The sequence below is a fragment of the Cellulomonas olei genome, assembly GCF_039548315.1.
Classification (GTDB): domain Bacteria; phylum Actinomycetota; class Actinomycetes; order Actinomycetales; family Cellulomonadaceae; genus Cellulomonas.
In genome coordinates, this window is the sequence record NZ_JBCLVN010000025.1 from 47,925 (window position 1) to 65,174 (window position 17,250).

At 76.9% G+C, this 17,250-nt stretch carries 15 protein-coding genes; 7 read left to right on the forward strand and 8 right to left on the reverse strand.

Annotated elements, in window-relative coordinates; translation table 11 throughout:
* Position 1: 1 nt before the first annotated feature.
* The 3 genes from AAHH18_RS09560 to AAHH18_RS09570 form a co-directional block, all read right to left on the reverse strand.
* Positions 2–922 carry an ABC transporter permease gene (locus tag AAHH18_RS09560; protein WP_343301438.1) on the reverse strand — a complete coding sequence of 307 codons (921 nt, stop codon included), beginning with the start codon at positions 920–922 and terminating at the stop codon, positions 2–4.
* On the reverse strand, positions 919–2,640 hold the full coding sequence (locus AAHH18_RS09565; protein WP_343301439.1) for an ABC transporter ATP-binding protein: 1,722 nt from the start codon (positions 2,638–2,640) through the stop codon (positions 919–921). The genes AAHH18_RS09560 and AAHH18_RS09565 overlap by 4 nt, the downstream gene beginning before the upstream one ends.
* Before the next feature lie 83 nt (positions 2,641–2,723).
* Positions 2,724–4,322: an ABC transporter substrate-binding protein gene (locus AAHH18_RS09570; protein ID WP_283319748.1), complete on the reverse strand. Its 1,599-nt coding sequence runs from the start codon at positions 4,320–4,322 to the stop codon at positions 2,724–2,726.
* A gap of 230 nt (positions 4,323–4,552) precedes the next feature.
* Between AAHH18_RS09570 and AAHH18_RS09575 the strand changes: the two genes are divergently transcribed.
* Positions 4,553–5,815 (forward strand): metal-dependent hydrolase family protein, encoded by a 1,263-nt coding sequence (locus AAHH18_RS09575; protein ID WP_343301440.1) that lies wholly within the window; start codon positions 4,553–4,555, stop codon positions 5,813–5,815.
* Positions 5,808–6,581 (forward strand): TetR/AcrR family transcriptional regulator, encoded by a 774-nt coding sequence (locus AAHH18_RS09580; RefSeq protein ID WP_343301441.1) that lies wholly within the window; start codon positions 5,808–5,810, stop codon positions 6,579–6,581. The genes AAHH18_RS09575 and AAHH18_RS09580 overlap by 8 nt, the downstream gene beginning before the upstream one ends.
* Before the next feature lie 60 nt (positions 6,582–6,641).
* On the opposite strand, the gene AAHH18_RS09585 is transcribed toward AAHH18_RS09580, so the two are convergent.
* From AAHH18_RS09585 to AAHH18_RS09595, 3 genes are all read right to left on the reverse strand, one after another.
* Positions 6,642–7,565 carry a glycine betaine ABC transporter substrate-binding protein gene (locus AAHH18_RS09585; RefSeq protein ID WP_343301442.1) on the reverse strand — a complete coding sequence of 308 codons (924 nt, stop codon included), beginning with the start codon at positions 7,563–7,565 and terminating at the stop codon, positions 6,642–6,644.
* A gap of 89 nt (positions 7,566–7,654) precedes the next feature.
* Positions 7,655–8,512, reverse strand: a complete 858-nt coding sequence (locus AAHH18_RS09590; protein ID WP_283321992.1) for an ABC transporter permease — start codon at positions 8,510–8,512, stop codon at positions 7,655–7,657.
* Between the two features lie 38 nt (positions 8,513–8,550).
* The gene (locus tag AAHH18_RS09595; protein WP_343301443.1) at positions 8,551–9,888 is read right to left on the reverse strand and encodes a quaternary amine ABC transporter ATP-binding protein; all 1,338 of its coding nucleotides are present in this window, start codon (positions 9,886–9,888) and stop codon (positions 8,551–8,553) included.
* A gap of 587 nt (positions 9,889–10,475) precedes the next feature.
* On the opposite strand from AAHH18_RS09595, the gene AAHH18_RS09600 reads away from it, so the two are divergent.
* The 4 genes from AAHH18_RS09600 (at position 10,476) to AAHH18_RS09615 (ending at position 15,106) form a co-directional block, all read left to right on the forward strand.
* Positions 10,476–11,831 carry a sensor histidine kinase gene (locus AAHH18_RS09600; RefSeq protein WP_283319753.1) on the forward strand — a complete coding sequence of 452 codons (1,356 nt, stop codon included), beginning with the start codon at positions 10,476–10,478 and terminating at the stop codon, positions 11,829–11,831.
* 43 nt (positions 11,832–11,874) lie between these two features.
* Complete coding sequence (locus tag AAHH18_RS09605; protein WP_283321993.1) at positions 11,875–12,540, forward strand: response regulator transcription factor; 666 nt, start codon at positions 11,875–11,877, stop codon at positions 12,538–12,540.
* A gap of 392 nt (positions 12,541–12,932) precedes the next feature.
* Positions 12,933–13,655: a hypothetical protein gene (locus AAHH18_RS09610; RefSeq protein ID WP_343301444.1), complete on the forward strand. Its 723-nt coding sequence runs from the start codon at positions 12,933–12,935 to the stop codon at positions 13,653–13,655.
* A gap of 167 nt (positions 13,656–13,822) precedes the next feature.
* Positions 13,823–15,106 carry an acyltransferase family protein gene (locus AAHH18_RS09615; protein WP_343301445.1) on the forward strand — a complete coding sequence of 428 codons (1,284 nt, stop codon included), beginning with the start codon at positions 13,823–13,825 and terminating at the stop codon, positions 15,104–15,106.
* A 42-nt stretch (positions 15,107–15,148) separates the two neighbouring features.
* Here AAHH18_RS09615 and AAHH18_RS09620 read toward each other — a convergent pair whose 3' ends face one another.
* A complete protein-coding gene (locus AAHH18_RS09620) occupies positions 15,149–15,544 on the reverse strand; it encodes a hypothetical protein (RefSeq protein ID WP_343301446.1) in 396 nt (131 codons plus the stop codon).
* On the reverse strand, positions 15,541–16,443 hold the full coding sequence (locus tag AAHH18_RS09625) for an alpha/beta fold hydrolase (RefSeq protein WP_343301447.1): 903 nt from the start codon (positions 16,441–16,443) through the stop codon (positions 15,541–15,543). The genes AAHH18_RS09620 and AAHH18_RS09625 overlap by 4 nt, the downstream gene beginning before the upstream one ends.
* A gap of 75 nt (positions 16,444–16,518) precedes the next feature.
* On the opposite strand from AAHH18_RS09625, the gene AAHH18_RS09630 reads away from it, so the two are divergent.
* Positions 16,519–17,211, forward strand: coding sequence for a winged helix-turn-helix transcriptional regulator (locus tag AAHH18_RS09630; protein WP_343301448.1), 693 nt, complete (start codon positions 16,519–16,521; stop codon positions 17,209–17,211).
* The last annotated feature ends 39 nt before the right edge of the window (positions 17,212–17,250 follow it).

The following is a 17,250-nucleotide window of genomic DNA, read 5'->3' on the forward strand; positions in this document are numbered from 1 at the left end:
ATCAGCGGCCCCGCATGAGGTCGCGGACCCCGTCGCCGGCGAGGTTCGCCGCGAGCGCGATCACCAGCACCGCCAGGCCGGGGAAGATCGGCACCCACCACGCCTGCAGCAGGTACGCCATGCCCTGGGCGGCCATCGCGCCGAGCTCCGGGGCCGGCGCCGGCGAGGACAGGCCGATGAACGACAGCCCCGACAGCGCGACGACGAGCCCGCCCACGTCGAGGCTCGCGGCCACGACGATCGTCGAGCGGACCCCCGGCAGCAGGTGGCGCGTGACCCGGGCGCCCCACGGGGTGCCCGCGAGCCGGGCGGCCTCGAGGTGCGGGCGGGCGGCCCACGCGCGGACCTCGCCGCGGACGAGCCGCGCGTACAGGGGCCACCACACCACGGCGACGCCGATCAGCGCGGATGTGAACGAGGCCCCCAGCGCCGCGGCGACCGCCATCGCGATGACCAGGCCCGGCAGCGCCAGGAACAGGTCGGTGGTCCGCATGAGCAGGGTGTCGACCCAGCCCGGCAGCGCCCCGGCGAGCAGGCCCACCAGCCCGCCGACGAGGACCCCCGAGGCGATGACGACCGCGGCGGCCAGCAGGCTGGACCGCATCCCGTACAGCAGGCGGGACAGGATGTCGTAGCCGAGGGCGTCGGTCCCGAGCAGGTGGTCGGGGCTCAGCGGCGGCAGGAACGCCTCGCCGCTGCGCAGCACGGGGGAGTGGGGCGCCAGCACGGGGGCCGCCGCGGCGGCCGCGACGATCAGCAGCAGGACGACGATCGCGGCCAGGTCGACGCCGAAGGCGCGGTGCCGGACCGCGGTGACCCGGGCCCAGCGGCGGGCGGCACGGCCCGTGGGACCGGCGGGGCCCGCCGGGCCCGCAGTGCCCGGGGTGCCGGTCGGGGTGACGGCGAGGTCGGCGGTGGTCATCGGCTGGCTCCCGTGGTGGAGGGGACGCGGTCGCGGCGGTGCTGCGGGCCGGGGATCGCGCCCAGCAGCGTGCGGGTGTACCCGTCGCGGGGGCGCTCGCAGACGTCGTCGGTGGGGCCGACCTCGACGATGCGTCCCTCGCGCATGACGGCGATCCGGTCGGCGACGATGCGCGCGGCGGCGAGGTCGTGCGTGACGAACAGCACCGACATCCCGAGCTCGCGGCGCAGCCGCCCGATGAGGTCGAGGACGGTCGCGGCGAGCGAGACGTCGAGGGCGCTGGTCGGCTCGTCGCACAGCAGCACGGTCGGCGGCACGATGACGGCCCGGGCGAGCGCGACGCGCTGGCGCTGGCCGCCGGAGAGCTGGTCGCCGCGGGCGCGGGCCGCCTCGGGCGGCAGGCCGACGGTGCGCAGGGCGTCGAGCACGCGGTCCTGGCGGGCGGCGCGCGACATGCCCGTGACGTGGGACCGCAGGCGCTCGTCCAGCATGGTCCCGACGCGCAGCCACGGGGTGAGCGAGGCACCGGCGTCCTGGAACACCATCTGCGGCCCGGCGCCCTCGGCCAGCGCGACCTCGCCCGAGGTCGTGGTCTCCAGCCCGGCCACCACGCGCAGCAGCGTCGACTTGCCGCAGCCCGACTCGCCGACGAGCGCGACGGCCTCGCCGGCGCGCACCTCCAGGTCGACGCCGCGCAGGGCGGGCAGCTCGCGGCGGCGCCACGGCGGGCCGCTGCGGAAGACCCGGTGCACGTCCCGGACGGTCACCGCGGCGGTCCCGCGCAGCACCACGGGCGGCCAGACCGCGGGGAGCTCCGGGGCCGGCGCGCCCGGCGCGAGGTCCAGCACGCCGTCGGCGCCGACCGCGGGGTCCTCGCCCGGGGCGTCCGGTCGCGGCGCGGTCGCGGCGCGGGCCGCCGTGAGCGGGCGGTCGCGCGGGGTCCGCAGGTCGATGCGGGACCGCAGCAGCTCCCGGGTGTACGGGTGCGCGGGGCGGTCGAACACCTCGTCCACGCCCGCCGACTCGACGATCCGGCCCTGCTGCATGACCGCGATCCGGTCGCACACCTGCGCGGCGACGCCGAGGTCGTGCGTCACGAACACGATCGAGCAGCCGATGTCGTCGCGCAGCGTCAGCAGCAGCTCGAGGATCTGCGCCTGCACGGTCACGTCCAGCGCGGTGGTCGGCTCGTCGGCGAGGATGAGCGAGGGGCGGCGGGCGACGGCGAGCGCGATCATGACCCGCTGCCGCAGGCCGCCCGAGAGCTGGTGCGGGTAGGCCTTGAGGCGGTCCGCCGCGCGCGGGATGCCGACGTCCTCGAGCAGCGACAGCGCGTGGGCGCGGTCGCGGGTGACCTCGCCGAGCTGGCGGCCGATGGTCATGGTCGGGTCGAGCGACGTCATCGGGTCCTGGAAGACGGCGCCGACGTGCGCCCGCCGGGCGGCGCGGCGCTCCGCCTGCGGGGCGCGCACCATGTCGACCCCCGCCAGGTGGACCTCGCCGGCCAGGACCGGGCGGGCCGAGGCCGGCAGCAGGCCCATCACCGACAGGCCCAGGATGCTCTTGCCCGACCCGGACCCGCCGACGAGACCGACGACCTCGCCGCGCTCGACGGTCAGGTCGACGCCGCGCACGGCGTGCACCTGCTCGCCGTCGCGCGTGAGGCGGACGTCGAGGCCGGTGACGCGCAGCACCGGGGCGGTGGCGGTGGCGGTCATGGGGTTTCCTCCACGGGGTCGGGGGACGGGTGCGGGGCCCGGGCGGGGCGGGTGGCCGCCCCGCCCGGGGTGGTGCTCGGGGGTCAGGACCGCCCGAGGGCCGCGAAGTGCAGCACGTTGTACTCGAGGACGTTCTGCGCCTCCTGCGTGCCGGTGACGTCCGGCGTGGTGAGCAGGGTGGTGTTCAGCGAGCCGATCGAGTACCAGTACCGGGTCTCGTTGATCGCCGCGGCGACCGGGGCGTAGGCGGAGACGTCCGTGTCGGCGCGCGCCGCGTCGAGCAGGTCGCCCAGGCCCGGCACCTCGGCGCCGAACAGGTCCAGACCGCCGGACGGGGTGTAGATGATGCCCGCCCACGCGTCCGGGTGGCCGGCGTCGGGGAACACCGAGAACACCGCGAGGTCGGGTCCGTCGGCGCCCTCGTCCGCGATGCCGTAGATGGTGCCGGCGGAGTACGCGACCGCCTCCGCCGGGATGCCGGCGGTGCTCAGCCGCGAGCCGAGCTCCTCGGCGACGGCCTTGCCGTCCGCGCTGGAGCCGGCGTACGCGATCCGCACGGTGCCGGACGCGGGGGTGCCGAGCGAGTCCCAGGCCTGCGCGTCGTACGCGATGCCCTGGTCGTCGATGCCGGCGTCCACCATGCCCTGCGGGAAGAGCTGGTCGGTCGGCACCTCCAGGCTGCCCATGGCCTCGGCGACCACCGACTCCTTGTCGATGCCGGCGAACAGCGCCTCGCGTGCGGCGGCGTCCGGCAGCCAGGAGGAGCCCGGGTTGACGTAGACCATCTGCGTCGTGAAGTTCGGGAACGTGGAGGTGGTGACCTCGTCGCTGTCCGCGAACGACTCGAAGGACGTCTTGTTGAGGTTGCCGAGGATCGCGTCGATCTCCCCGCGCTCGAGCTGGAGCTGCGCGGCGGACGCGTTCTCGGCGACCTGGATCTCCACGGACGGGATGGCCGGGGCGTCGCCCCAGTAGCCGTCGTACGCCGTCAGCTCGTAGCGCTCGCCGGTCTCGACCGCCGTCAGCTCGTACGGGCCGGTGCCGGCGTCGTGCGTCGTGAGGTAGGTCTGCGCCGCGTCGTCGCCCGCCTGCTCCTCGAGCACGGTGGGGCTGATGAGCTTCACGCCGAACGGCGAGGCGAGGTAGTCGAGGAACGCGGCGTTGGGCGCGGCGAGGGTCACGACGGCGGTGAGGTCGTCCGGGGTCTCGACCGAGACCACGTCGCCGACCATGTACGCCGGGCCGGCGTCGACGGTGGTGCGCCGCTCGAACGAGGCCGCCACCGCCTCGGACGTCAGCGCGGTGCCGTCGTGGAACGTGACGTCCGGGCGCAGCGTGAAGGTGTAGGTCAGGCCGTCGTCGGAGACGGTCCACTCCTCGGCGAGCTCCGGGACGATCGTCGGCTCCTCGACGCCGTCGGCGTACGCGACGAGCCCCTCGTACGTGTTCTCGATGATGTTGAGGCCGGGGCCGTCGTAGTTGACGTCGGGGTCCGGCGGGGTGGTGTACCCGGTGAGCATGACGGCGGTGAAGGTGTCGTCGCCCGCGGCGGTGCTGCCGCCGACCGTGCCGCTCTGGCCGCAGGCGGTCAGGGCGAGCACGCCCGCGAGGGCGGCGCCGGCCGCGGCGGCGGTGCGGGGGGCGCGGCGGTGCCGCGCGGGCTGACGGGTGCTCGGGCTCATGCTCGGTGCCTCTCGGTCAGGGGTGCGCAGCGGCGGGGGACGGGGCCGCGACGCCGAGGGGGAGGGGTGCAGGGGGGGTGCGGTCCGTGGCCGGTGCCGCGGGGGTGGTGCGTCCGACGCGATTTCCTGTCGGTGATCGGAAAAGTAGCCGCGGGGCGTTGCGCCCGGGTTGCCGCATGTTGCGCGCACGTAAAATCTGTCGGTGACAGGTAATGGGTTAGCCTGACGCGGTGACCGACCTCCTGCTCCGCGACGTGCGCCTGCTCGACGGCACCGGCGCCCCGCCCGCGCCGGGCACCGACGTGCTCGTCTCCGACGGCCTGGTGGCCGCGGTCGGTCCCACGGGGACCGTGGTCCGCCCGGCCGACCCCGACCCCGGCACGCTCCGGGTGGTCGACGCGGCGGGCCGCACCCTGCTGCCCGGGTTCCTCGACTGCCACGTGCACGTGAGCTCGCTGCCCGGCGCCGACGCCCTCGCGACGGTGCTCGCGCCCGAGTCGCTGCTCACCCTGCGCGCGGTCCCGCACCTGGCGGCGACGCTCGACGCCGGCGTGACGACCGCGCGCGACCTCGCCGGTGCCGACTCCGGCTTCCGCGAGGCGGTCGAGCAGGGCCTCGTGCGCGGGCCCCGGCTGCAGGTGGCGATCCGCATCCTGTCGGTCACCGGCGGCCACGGGGACTGGCGCACGGTCGACGGGGTCGCCCTCGACACGGGCCCGGGTGCCGGAGCCGTCGCGGACTCGCCGGCCGAGTTCGTGCGGGCCGTGCGCGAGGTGATCCGGCAGGGCGCCGACTGGGTCAAGGTCGCGGCCACCGGCGGCACCGGCAGCCCCCGCAGCACCCCCGAGTCCGGCGGGCTGTCCGAGGCGGAGCTCCGGGCGGTCGTCGAGGAGGCCGCGCGGCACGGGGGCGTGGGGGTCGCCGCCCACGCCCAGGGCGCCGCCGGCATCGCCGCGGCCGTCCGCGCGGGGGTGCGCAGCATCGAGCACGGCTACCTGGTGGACGACGCCACGATCGACCTCATGGGGGAGCGCGGCACCTGGCTGGTCCCGACGCTCGCGACCCTGACCCGCCCCGGCGCGGCCGGCGCGCCGCCCTGGGTCGAGGCCAAGCGCCGCGCGCTGCGCGAGCAGGCCGGCGAGCGGCTGCACGCCGCGCTCACCGCGGGCATCCCCGTCGCGCTCGGCACCGACGCCGGCGTCGTCGCCCACGGGAGCAACCTCGCGGAGCTCGCGCTGCTGGTGGAGCACGGCCTGTCGCCCGCCGCGGCGCTCGTGGCCGGGACGTCCGGGGCCGCCCGGATGCTCGGCCTGGACGACCAGGTGGGCACCGTCGCCCCCGGCCGGCGCGCCGACCTCGTGCTGACCGACGTCGACCCGCTGACCAGCATCGCAGCGCTCGCGGACCCGCGCCGGGTGCGCCTCGTGGTGCAGGATGGGCGGGTCGTGAAGGACACGCTCGCCGACGCCGAGAGGACGCCCGCCCGTGCCTGACCAGGCGTCGACCGACCTGACCGGTCCGGCGTCCCCGCCCGCGCCGGCGCCGCCCGCGCCGCCGCGCCGCCGGGGCCGCCCCCGCTCCGCCCCCCGCAAGGACAGCGCGCTCAGCACGCGGGACGAGATCCTCGCGGCCGCCGCCTCCCTGTTCGGCTCCCAGGGCTACACGGAGACGACGACCCGGCAGATCGCGGACGCCGTCGGCATCAAGCAGGCGTCCCTGTACTACCACTTCGCGGACAAGAGCCAGATCCTGCGCTCGCTGCTCAAGGGCACGGTCGCGCCGTCCGTGCAGCTCGCCGAGTGGCTGCGCACCGCCGGCCCGGACGGTGGCGCGCCCGACCCGACGGCGGCGCTGGCGGCCCTGGCCCGGTACGACCTCGACGGCCTGCTGCGCGACCGGTGGAACCTGCACGTCGTCTACCGGCTGCTCGACATCGCCGAGACCGAGTTCGCCGAGACCCGCGAGAGCCAGGTCGCCCTGCGGCGGCACTACCGCGAGCTGTGCGCCGCCGTGCTCGCGTCGCAGGGCGTCGACACCGCGGCGCTCGCGGACGCCGACCTGGAGCTCGCATTCGGGCTCGTCGAGGGGATCATCTCCCAGCGGCAGTGGGGCGACGACGGCACCCGCGCCGCCTACGCCGACGCCGTCGTGCGGGGCTGCCTGCGCCTCGCGCACGTCCCCGAGGGGGACGTCGCCGCCGCGGTGCGGGCCGGCGAGGCCCTCGTCGCCCGGTTCCGCGCCGAGGTGCCGCAGGCCTGAGCACGACGGAGCCCCCCGCGCCGCACCGGCACGGGGGGCTCCGTCGCGGGAGCGGTCGGCTCAGACGCCGGCCGCCTCCTTGAGGTCCGTCACGAAGTCCGGGTTGTCCTCGAGCCACTGCGCCGCGGACGCCGCCGGGTCGCTGCCGCCGTCCTCGTTGAACATGAGGTTCTCGAGCGAGAACAGCTGCTCGTCGGTCAGCGTGAACGCCTCGATCAGCTTGGTCAGCGTCGGGTAGTCCTCCGAGAAGCCGGTGCGGCCCACGGTGTGGATCTCCTCGGCGTCGCCCAGCGCGCCCTCCGGGTCCTCCAGGTCGCGGATCGGGTAGGCGTCGTACGCCCAGTGCGGCCGCCACAGCGTCACCGCGATGTCGTCGCCCGCCTCGGTGGCGCCCTTGAGCTCGGCGAGCATCGCCGGCGTCGAGGACACCACGAACTCCATGTCCTCCAGGCCGTAGGTCGGGATGACCTCGTCCTGGGTGATGCGGGTCAGGCCGGCGCCCGACTCGATGCCGACGATCCGGTTGCCGACGACGTCGGCGTCCTCCGCCAGCTCGTCGAGCGACGTGATCGGGGAGTCCTCGTTCACCGCGATGGTGAGCCGGGCGTCGTCGTACCAGACGCCGAGCTGCTCCAGGTCGTCGCCGTACTTCTCGAGGTAGTCGGCGTGCGTGGTCGGCAGCCACATGTCGAAGTTGACGTCGAAGTCGCCGCCGGCCATGCCGGTGTAGACGACGCCGGCGTCGGCCTCCTGGGACTCGACGGTGTAGCCGTCCTCCTCGAGCATCGTCTGGAACAGGGCGGACACGGCGATGCCCTCGTCCCAGCCGGAGTGGACGCCGATCGAGACCTCGGGCAGGTCGCCGTTCTCCAGCCGGTTCTCGTCGTCCGAGGAGCCCGAGCCGTCGGAGGCGCAGGCGGTCAGCGCGAGGCCGAGCGCGAGCGCGGACGCGGCGAGGACGGGACGACGGGTGCGGGTGCGCATGGGGTCCTTTCGTGGGTGCGCGGCACGGTACCGGCACCCGGTCGGGGTGGGGAAGGGTGCGGGGCGGGGGCCCCGCGGGTGAAGGTGCGTCAGGCGCGTGCGGCGGCGGCGACGGCGCGCGCCGTGCGCGACCGGGTGCCGAGCGCCGAGGTGACGCGGTCCAGGAAGATCGCGAGGATCACGACCGACAGGCCGGCCTCGAAGCCGAGCGAGACGTTCACGCGCTGCAGCGCCTGCACGACGTCGCGGCCGAGGCCGGGTGCACCGGCCATGCCGGAGATGACGACCATCGACAGCGCCAGCATGATCACCTGGTTGACGCCGGCCATGATGGTCGGCATCGCCAGCGGGAGCTGGATCTGCCGGAGGATGCGGCCCTCGGTGGACCCGAAGGCGTGCCCGGCCTCGACGACCTCGCGGTCGACCTGCCGCAGGCCGAGCTCGGTGAACCGGACGCCCGGCGCCATCGCGAAGATCACGGTGGCGACGATGCCCGGGACGACTCCGACGCGGAAGATGACGACCGTCGGGATCAGGTACACGAACGCCGGCATGGTCTGCATGAAGTCGAGCACGGGCCGCACCGTGCGCGAGACCCGGTCGTCCCGCGCCGCCCAGATGCCGAGCGGCACGGCGATCACCAGCGCGACCGCGGAGGCCAGCAGCACCAGGGCGAGCGTGTCCATGGCGTTGCCCCACTGGTCGACGCCCGCCACGACGACGAGGCCGACCAGGGTGCCGACGGCGAGCTTCCAGCCCTTCGCGAACAGCGCTACCAGGGCGAGCGCCACCGCGACGAACCAGAACGGCGGGCCGCTCAGGGCGGTGTCGAGGCCGTCGTAGGCGCCCTCGAACACCGTCTTGACCGCGTCGAACACCGGGTCGAACGTCGTGGTCACCCAGTCGATGGCGCCCTCGACGGCCTCGCCGAGCGGCAGGCGCGGCATGCCGGTGCCCGTGGCGTCCAGGGCGAGGGTCGCGGCGCTCACGCGGTCACCTCCTCGTCGTGCCGCCCCGCGGAGGGGGCCGCGGTGGTGGCGTCCGCCGGGGTCGGGTCGGCGGGGGCGCCGGTGCCGGCGGGGACGCCGGTGCCGGCGGCGGCGGTCGAGCGCTGGTCGGCCGTCGGCGTGCCCCGGGGCGGGGTTCCGGTGTCCGCCGGGACCATCGCCTCCAGCAGGGTCGCCCGGGGGATCACGCCGACCAGGCGGCCCTTGTCGTCCGTGACCGGCACCGGCAGCGGCGACTCGGCCGCGGGCGCGAACACCTCGGCCAGCGGCGTGTCGACCGACACCGACGTGAGGCTGGTGTCGACCAGGCCGTCCAGGGTCTCGCGGCCGGCGCGGGTCGCCTCCACCGCGACGGCGTCGCGCACGATGCCGTGCAGCACCCGCGAGCGGTCCACCACGTAGGCGGCGGCGACCTGCGCGTCGCGCATCGTCCGCAGCGCGAGGCGGGGCCCGCCGGCGGCGAAGGCCACGGCGGCCGGGCGGCGCATCACGGAGGAGGCGGTCAGCACCCGGGTGCGGTCCACGTCGGCGATGAACTGCGCCACGTAGTCGTCCGCCGGCGCGGACAGGATCTGCTCGCTCGTGCCGACCTGCACCACCCGGCCGTCGCGCATCATCGCGATGCGGTCGCCCAGGTACATGGCCTCGTTGAGGTCGTGGGTGATGAACACGATCGTCTTGCCGAGCGACTGCTGCAGCTCCAGGAGCTGGTCCTGCATCTCGCGGCGGATCAGCGGGTCCAGGGCGGAGAACGCCTCGTCCATGAGCAGCACGTCGGTGTCGGCGGCCAGCGCGCGGGCCAGGCCGACCCGCTGCCGCATACCGCCCGACAGCTCGTGGGGGAGCGCGTCGCCCCACTGGTCCAGGCCGACCATCGCGAGCGCCTCGTCGGCGCGGGTGCGGCTCTCGTCCCGGTCCACGCCCTGCAGCGCGAGCGGGTAGGCGGCGTTGTCGCGCACCGTGCGGTGCGGCAGCAGCGCGAAGTGCTGGAACACCATGCTCACCTTGCGCTGCCGGATGCTGCGGAGCTGGGCCGGGCTGACGGCGCCCAGGTCGTCGTCGTCCAGCAGCACGCGGCCCGCCGTGGGCGTGAGCAGCCCGTTCAGCATGCGGATCAGCGTCGACTTGCCGGAGCCCGACAGGCCCATGACGACGAACGTCTCGCCGGCCCGGATCTCCAGGTCGGCGTCGATCACCGCCGCCGTGCCCCAGGGGCGCACGTCGTCGCGGGACGCGCCGTCCCGGAGCCGCTTCACGGCCTCGCCGGGTCGTCGCCCGAACACCTTGTACACGCCCTCGACGCGCAGTCCGGTCACACATCCACCTCGTCTCTCATGACGCGCTCCCCGCCGCGGCGGGCCTCGTGGGCCCGGGCGGGCACGCTCCGGGGGCGGAGCGGGCACGTCGGCGGCCGGTGGCCGCGCGGGTCCCCGGCGGATGCGGGTCTGCGCGGCGGCGGGCGCTCCACGGGCCCCGCTGCGGCGGCCCGGTGAGGGGCGCTGCGGGGACCCCGGCGAGGGCGTCACGCACCGACCGATCGTCGATCTGGTCGTGCTCCACCGTGCCCCATGTCGGCGACGGAGTCGAGGCGAGAACGTGCTGATCCGGTGGATCCTGGGACGACCTGGGTCTTGCCCATGCCCTCTGACCTGCGACTTTACCGAATCTTGGATCGTTATCGGTTTGTGACCTGCGGGCGGTGGCCCGGTGCGCCCGCGCCCCGGCCGGGGGACAGCCCCCGGGTGGACCGGCGGGCGCACCGGGTGCCGCGCCGGAGGGTCGGCGCGGGACGATGGGGTCGTCGTCGTCGTCGACGGCGCCCGGCCACCCGGCCCGCGCTGCCCCGCCGGCACCTGTCCCGTCCCCGTCCCGCCCGTCCCGCACACGAGGAGCACCCGCCCCGATGTCCACCAGCCAGCCGGCCGCCCCGGTCTCCCGCACCGCCGAGCTCGCCCGGGGCGCGCTCTGGCGCCCGGGGGTGATGACCCGGACGTGGCGCGAGATGGGCTACCTGTGCCTGGCGCTGCTGCTCGCGCCGTTCGCGTTCGCGCACGCCGTGCTCGCCGTCGTGCTCCCGCCGTCGCTCGCGGTCACCGTGCTCGGGCTGTTCCTCGCCGGCTGGGTCGTCGTCGCCGGCCGGGCGTGGGGCGGGCTCTACCGGGGGATGGCGCGGGGGATGCTGCGCGTGGCGGTGGCGCCGCCGCTGCCCCGCCGGCGGGTGCGGGGCTTCTGGCGCCGCGTCGGCGCGCTGCTCGGCGACGGGGCGGGCTGGCGCGCGCTGGCCTTCGGCGCCCTGTCGCTCCCGCTCGCCATCGTCTCGTTCACCGTCTCCGTGGCGTTCCTCGCGGTCGCGCTCGGCGGCACCACGCACTGGTTCTGGTACCGCTGGCTCCCCGCCCAGGAGGGCCCCGACGGCCGGATGCACCGCGGAGCCCAGCTGGCCGACGGCTACTTCGTCGACACCCCGCTGCGGCAGTGGATCCTCATCGCGATCGGGCTCGTGGCGCTGCTGGTGTGGCACCGGATGACGCTGGCGTTCGGGCACCTGTTCCGGCTGCTCAGCGCCGCGCTGCTCGGGCCGAGCGCGGCGAGCCTCCGGGTGCGGTTCCTCGAGCAAAGCCGCGGGACCGCCGTGACCGACGCCGACGCCCGGTTGCGCCGCATCGAGCGGGACCTGCACGACGGCACCCAGGCGCGGCTCGTCGCGGTCGCCATGCAGATCGGCGACGCCCGCGAGCGGCTGGCGGGCGCTGGTGCGGACGCCGCCGGCGCCGAGGCCCTCGAGCTGCTCGACGACGCGCACGGCGCCCTCAAGGACACGCTCGTCGAGCTGCGCGACATCGCCCGCGGCATCCACCCGCCGGCGCTCGACGACGGGCTCGCGGTGGCGCTGGCGACGCTCGCCTCCCGGTGCCCGGTGCCCGTCGCGGTCGAGGTGGACCTGCCGGGCCGCCCCGCGCCGGAGGTCGAGACCATCGCGTACTTCGCCGTCGCCGAGCTGCTGACGAACGTCGTGCGGCACTCCGGCGCCACCGCCGCCGCCGTCCGCGCCGACGTCGTCGACGGGGTGCTGCGGGTGCGCGTCCGCGACGACGGCCGGGGCGGGGCGCGGCTCGCGCTGCCGGGCGCGTCCGGCGGGTCCGGGCTCGCCGGGCTGTCCGACCGGGTCGCGACCGTGGACGGCTCGCTCGACGTCGACAGCCCGGCGGGCGGGCCTACGGTGGTCACCGTGCACCTGCCGCTGAGCGTGACCCGATGACGGCCCACGTGATCGCCCCGCCGCGGGCCGGGGAGGGGGCGCCGTGCGGGTCGTGATCGCCGAGGACTCCGTGATCCTGCGCGACGGCCTCGCCGCGCTGCTGACCCGCCGGGACCACGAGGTCCTCGCGGCCGTCGGCGACGGCGACGCGCTGGTGCGTGAGGTCGCCCTGCTCGCCGCGACCGGGCGGGCGCCCGACGTCGCGGTGGTGGACGTCCGGATGCCCCCGGGGTTCACCGACGAGGGGCTGCGCGCGGCCCTCGCGCTCCGGGCCGCGCACCCCGGCGTCGGCGTGCTGCTCTTCTCGCAGTACGTCGAGACGCGGTACGCGGCGCAGCTGTTCGGCGGGGACGCCCGCGGCGTCGGCTACCTGCTCAAGGACCGGGTCGCGGACGTCGCGGAGTTCCTCGACGCCCTCGAGCGCATCGCCGCCGGGCGCACCGTCCTGGACCCCGAGGTGGTCAGCCAGCTCATGGGCGCCGCCCGGGTCGACCCCGGCATCGCGCGCCTCACGCCCCGCGAGCAGGAGGTGCTCGCCCTCATGGCGCAGGGGCGGTCCAACGGCGCGATCGCGGACGCCCTCGTGCTGTCCTACGGGGCCGTCGAGAAGCACGTGACGTCGATCTTCGGCAAGCTCGGCCTGGCCCCCGACGCCGGCGACCACCGCCGCGTCCTGGCGGTCCTCCGCCACCTCCACCTCGACGCCTGACCAGCCCCCCCACTGGCCCCCGCCCCCCTCTCCCTCCACCCCCACCCCCTGCCCCACGCACCCGTCGGAGGCTCCGACGGGTGGTCGTGGTGGTCCGCGGACCACCACGATTCCGCGCAGCACCCTCCGATCCCGTTCGGAGCCTCCGACCGCCCGCCCCCCGGACCGGCCACCTCTCCGAGCGCGACGCCCCCGAACCGGCGCGCGCCCCCGAGCGTGGTGCGCCCCCGAGCGTGGCGCGCCCGCGGAGTGGTGGGAGCCTCCGACGGGTGATCGTGGTGGTCCGCGGACCACCACGATGGCGCGGGGGGACCTCCGAGCGCGTTGGGAGCCTCCGAACGGGGTGTGGTGAAGGGCGGACGCGGGGTGTGGGCAGGGGATACGGTCGGGGCGTGCCTCGGATGACAGCGACGCAGCTCCTCTGGACGGGGGTCGGCGTCCTCGCGCTCGGCGCCCTCGGCGGGCTCGTGACCCAGACGGTCCTGTTCGGCTACGGCTACGGCATCGGGTGGACCTACCGGTTCGCCGTCGTGGGCTCCTCGGTGCTCACGGCGCTCGGGGCCGCGATGGCCGCCGGCGGCCTCGTCGTCGGCGCCCTGGAGCGCGGGCGGGTGCCCGGCCCTGCCGCGCGGCCCGCGCCGCCGTCGCCGTACGGCGGCCCGGCGGGGCAGCCCGGTCCCGGCGCGTACCCCGGTGCCTACGCCGGCGCTCCGGTCCATCCTGGTGCCGGCGGCTATCCCGGTCCCGGTGGCTACCCTGGCGCCCCGGCGTACCCCGGTGCCCCGGCCCAGCCCGGCGGCCCGGCCCAGCCGGCCGGCGCCCCGGCGTACACCGGCCCGGGTGCCGCCTACCCGCCCGCGGCGTACCCGACGCAGCCCGGTCAGCCGTCCGGCGGCCAGCCGGCTCCGGTGCCCCCGGGGCAGCCGTCCGCCGCGCCCGCCGGAGCCGCTCCGTCCGACGTGCACCCCGGTCCGGCCGCGCCGCCGGCCGGCTGGAGCGCCCCGGCGTACGGGCCGCCGGCGGCCGGGCCGACCGCAGCCCCGCCGGCCACGCCCGCCCCCGCCGACCCCTCCGACGCCCCCGGGAGCGCCTCGGAGTCCCAGCCGCCCGCCTGACCGGAAGGGATCGGGGGCGGGGGACAACCCCCGCTCCGGCCGGGGGACAGGGTGCGCCGTCCCGGGGGACGGACCCGTTCTGACCTGCGGCTCCGCTCGCCAGGCTGGTGCTGCGCCCGACCGCCGGGCGTCCGCGCCCGCCGCGCGGCTGCCCGGGGAGCGCCGCCATGTCGACCGTCCTGCCGTCCCGTCCGACCACCGCGCCGCCGCGCGCGGGTTCCCCGTCGGGGAGGTCGCCGCGCGGCGTCACCCCCGGGGTCCTCACCGCGCCCAGCCCCGCCGTCGGGGTCCCCGGTGAGGCGAACGTCCTCGCGCCCGAGCGGCCCACCCGGTCCGCGACGCCTCGCCGTCGCGGGCGTGACGGCTTCGTCGACGCGGTGCGGGCGGTCGGCATCCTCGTGGTGGTCGCGCTGCACTGGCTGATGCTCGAGGCCGTGTGGGACGGCGGGTCGCTCGAGGTGGGCAACGCCCTGGGGCACGGCCCTGCCTGGCTGCTGACGTGGCTGCAGCCGCTCCCGCTGCTGTTCTTCGCCGCCGGTGCGGCCGCCCGCTACGACCTCGAGCGTGGGCCTGCGGTGCCGGGCTGGCGGTTCGCCGGGGTGCGGCTGCTGCGCATGGCGCCGCCCGTGGGTCTGCTGGTCGCGGTGTGGGCCGGCCTCGTCGCGGTCCTGCCGCGGGTCGGTGTGCCGGAGGCGGCGGTGGACCGCGTGGCGCGGATCGTCCCGCAGCCGCTGTGGTTCGTGGGGGTGCAGCTCGCCCTGCTCGCGGCGGCCCCGGCGCTGGTGGCGGCGCTGCGACGGTGGGGCGCCTGGCGGGTGCTGGCGGCGGCGGCCGCGCTGCCGCTGGTGGTGGACCTGCTGCGCTTCTCGGACGAGCTGCCCGTACCCGGTTGGCCGAACCTGCTCCTGGTGTGGGCGGTCCCGTTCGTCGCGGGCCTCGTCCACGCGGGGCGCCGGCTGCGCCCGGTCCCGCCGGCGGCGCCGCGGGAGCGACCTGCGCTCGCCCTGCTGGCTGCCGGTGGCCTCGCAGCCGCGGTGGCGCTGATCGTCGTCGGGCCCTACCCGGCGTCGATGATCGGCCTGCCGGGGGAGGCCGTCTCGAACCTCGCGCCGCCGACCGCCCCGGTCGTCGGGTTCGCGGTCGCGCAGGTGGCCGGCGCGCTGCTGCTGCGGGAGCCGGTCGCCCGGTGGGCGGGCCGGTCGCGGCTGGTGCGCTGGGTCGGTCCCCGCTCGATGGGCCTGTACCTGTGGCACCTGTCGGCCGTGTTCGCCGTCGCCGGCGTGGTGCTGCTGGCGGTCGGGCGCGCGCTGCCCGTGCCGTGGACCTGGGACTGGTGGCTCACCCGCCCGGCGTACCTGGGGGCCGCCGCGGTCGTCCTGCTGCTGCTCGTGCGTGCGGCGGCCGGTGCGGAGCGCCTGGTCACGCCCCGGCGCCGCGCCGTCACCGCCTGAGCCGTGGACGAGGCGGCATCACGCGCCACGCATGTCGCGGCGTCACGCGCCTCGCGCCGCCCGGAGCGCGTCCCGGGCGGCGTCCTCCCAGTGGTCCGCCGCCGCCAGTGGCAGCCCGACCCAGTCCCGGAACGTCCGCCCCCGTCCGCCCGGGCTGAACACCGCGGCGCCGGGACGACGCAGCGCGGCGGTGTGCGCCGGCGACCCGGCCCCGAGGCGCACCCCGAGCACGCCGTCGTCCAGGCAGGCGATCATCCGCCTGCCGACGGAGAGCACCGGGCGGCCCATCATCTGGGTCCGCCGCACGCCCAGCGGGGCGAGGGCCGCGGCGAGCGCGTCGAAGGCAACCTCCGCGTCCGCCACGTCAGCCGCGCCCGCCACGTCAGCCGCGCCCGCCACGTCAGCCACGTCAGCCGCGCCCGCGGCGTCCGCCGTCACCGCGGGTCCCGGGCGGGAAGGGCGGCGCCGTGCCAGGCGGCGAGCGCGTCGGCGAACGCGTCCGGCGCGTCGGACTGGAGCAGGTGCCCGGCGCCCGGCAGCGGGACGACAGCCGCGCCGGGCAGCTCGCGTTGCCAGCGCTCGAGCTCGGCGCCGCGGAACGCGATGTCCCGGTCCGCCCACAGCAGCAGGGCGGGCAGGTGCCGCAGCGCGGGCAGCCCCTGCTCGACCTCGGCCAGGAACGCGGCGCTCCCGGTGATCTCCCGGGCGAGCACCGAGGTGGCGGCGCGGCGCTCCGGCGTGCCGAGCGGGGACCGGTACTGCCGCACCTCCGTGCGGGTGGGGCGCCGCAGCCGGTGGCCGAGCGGGACCATGACGCGCACGACGAGGTTCACCCGCCGTGCGAGCGCCAGCCCGACCGGCCCGCCCACGAGCGCCGAGAAGCGTTCGAAGTGCCGGTCCCCGGTCACGGGCCACGCCCAGGTGTTGCCGAGCGCGAGGCCGCTGAACCGGTGCGGCATCCGCTGCACCAGCCGCAGCCCCACGGGGCCGCCCCAGTCCTGCGCCACGAGCACGACGTCCCGCAGGTCCAGCTGCTCGACGAGCCCCTCCAGCACCTGCGCGACGGAGGAGGGACGGCCGTCGAACCCGGGCGGCGCCTGCGAGAGCCCGAGGCCCGGCAGGTCCGGCGCGACGCACCGGAACCGGTCGCCGAGGCGCGCGACCACGCCGCGCCACGCGTAGGACCAGGTGGGGTTGCCGTGCAGGAGGAGCAGCGTCGGGCCGTCGCCGTGGTCGACCGTGTGGACGCGGTGCCCGCCGACGTCGTGGACCGCCCGCCGGAACGGGTACCCGTCGGTGTCCAGCCAGGGCGGGGTGGGGGCTGCGGGCTGCGACACGGTGCCTCCTGGGGATCGCCGGGCGCTACGGTTGATAATCTGAACCGTAGAGTCCCACGACCGAGGAGCGCAAGGGTGTCCGAGTACCACCAGTTCTGCGGGCTGGCCCGCGCGCTCGACGTCGTCGGCGACCGCTGGAGCCTCCTGGTCGTGCGGGAGCTGCTCGTCGCCGACCGCCGGCACACCGAGCTGCGCGCGGCGCTGCCCGGGGTGCCCAGCAACCTGCTCGCGGACCGCCTGCGGGACCTCGTCGCGGCCGGCGTCGTCGCGCGCTCGCAGGAGCCCGGCCGCAAGGCCGTCACCTACGGCCTGACCGACCGGGGGCGCGAGCTGCGCGAGCCGGTGCTCGGGCTCGTGCGGTGGGGTGCCCCGCTGCTGGCGCCCGGTCCCCGGCCGGGAGACGCCGTCCGGCCCCCGTGGCTCGGCCTCGCGGTCGAGGCGCTCCTGGCCTCGCGGACGTCCCCGCGGCCGGAGGTCGTGGTGCTGCGCGGCGACGGCGTCGAGGTGGTGCTCGCGACCGGCCCGGAGGGGACCCGCGTGCTGCCCGGTCCGGCCGCGGAGCCCGCCGCCGTCGCCGAGGGTCCTGTCGCGCTGCTGCTCGGCGTCGCGTCCGGCGCGGTCCCCCTCGCGGCGGCGGAGGCCCGGGGAGCCCGCGTCGCGGACCCCCGCGGGGTGCTCGCCCGCCTGGTCGGCGCGGAGCGGGCCGCCGCGGACCGGGCCGCCGGGACGCCGGACGAGGCGCCGCCGGTCAGCCCGCCCGGCCGCTGACCTCCGCGGCCCCGGTCCCCGCGGCCGCCGCGGCGGTGC

Bases quoted from the DNA above. Each gene is read 5' to 3' on its own strand.
- AAHH18_RS09600 (WP_283319753.1), top strand. From the start codon at position 10,476: ATGTCCACCAGCCAGCCGGCCGCCCCGGTCTCCCGCACCGCCGAGCTC.
- AAHH18_RS09585 (WP_343301442.1), bottom strand. From the start codon at position 7,565: ATGCGCACCCGCACCCGTCGTCCCGTCCTCGCCGCGTCCGCGCTCGCG.
- AAHH18_RS09615 (WP_343301445.1), top strand. From the start codon at position 13,823: ATGTCGACCGTCCTGCCGTCCCGTCCGACCACCGCGCCGCCGCGCGCG.
- AAHH18_RS09590 (WP_283321992.1), bottom strand. From the start codon at position 8,512: ATGCCGCGCCTGCCGCTCGGCGAGGCCGTCGAGGGCGCCATCGACTGG.
- AAHH18_RS09570 (WP_283319748.1), bottom strand. From the start codon at position 4,322: ATGAGCCCGAGCACCCGTCAGCCCGCGCGGCACCGCCGCGCCCCCCGC.
- AAHH18_RS09565 (WP_343301439.1), bottom strand. From the start codon at position 2,640: ATGACCGCCACCGCCACCGCCCCGGTGCTGCGCGTCACCGGCCTCGAC.
- AAHH18_RS09560 (WP_343301438.1), bottom strand. From the start codon at position 922: ATGACCACCGCCGACCTCGCCGTCACCCCGACCGGCACCCCGGGCACT.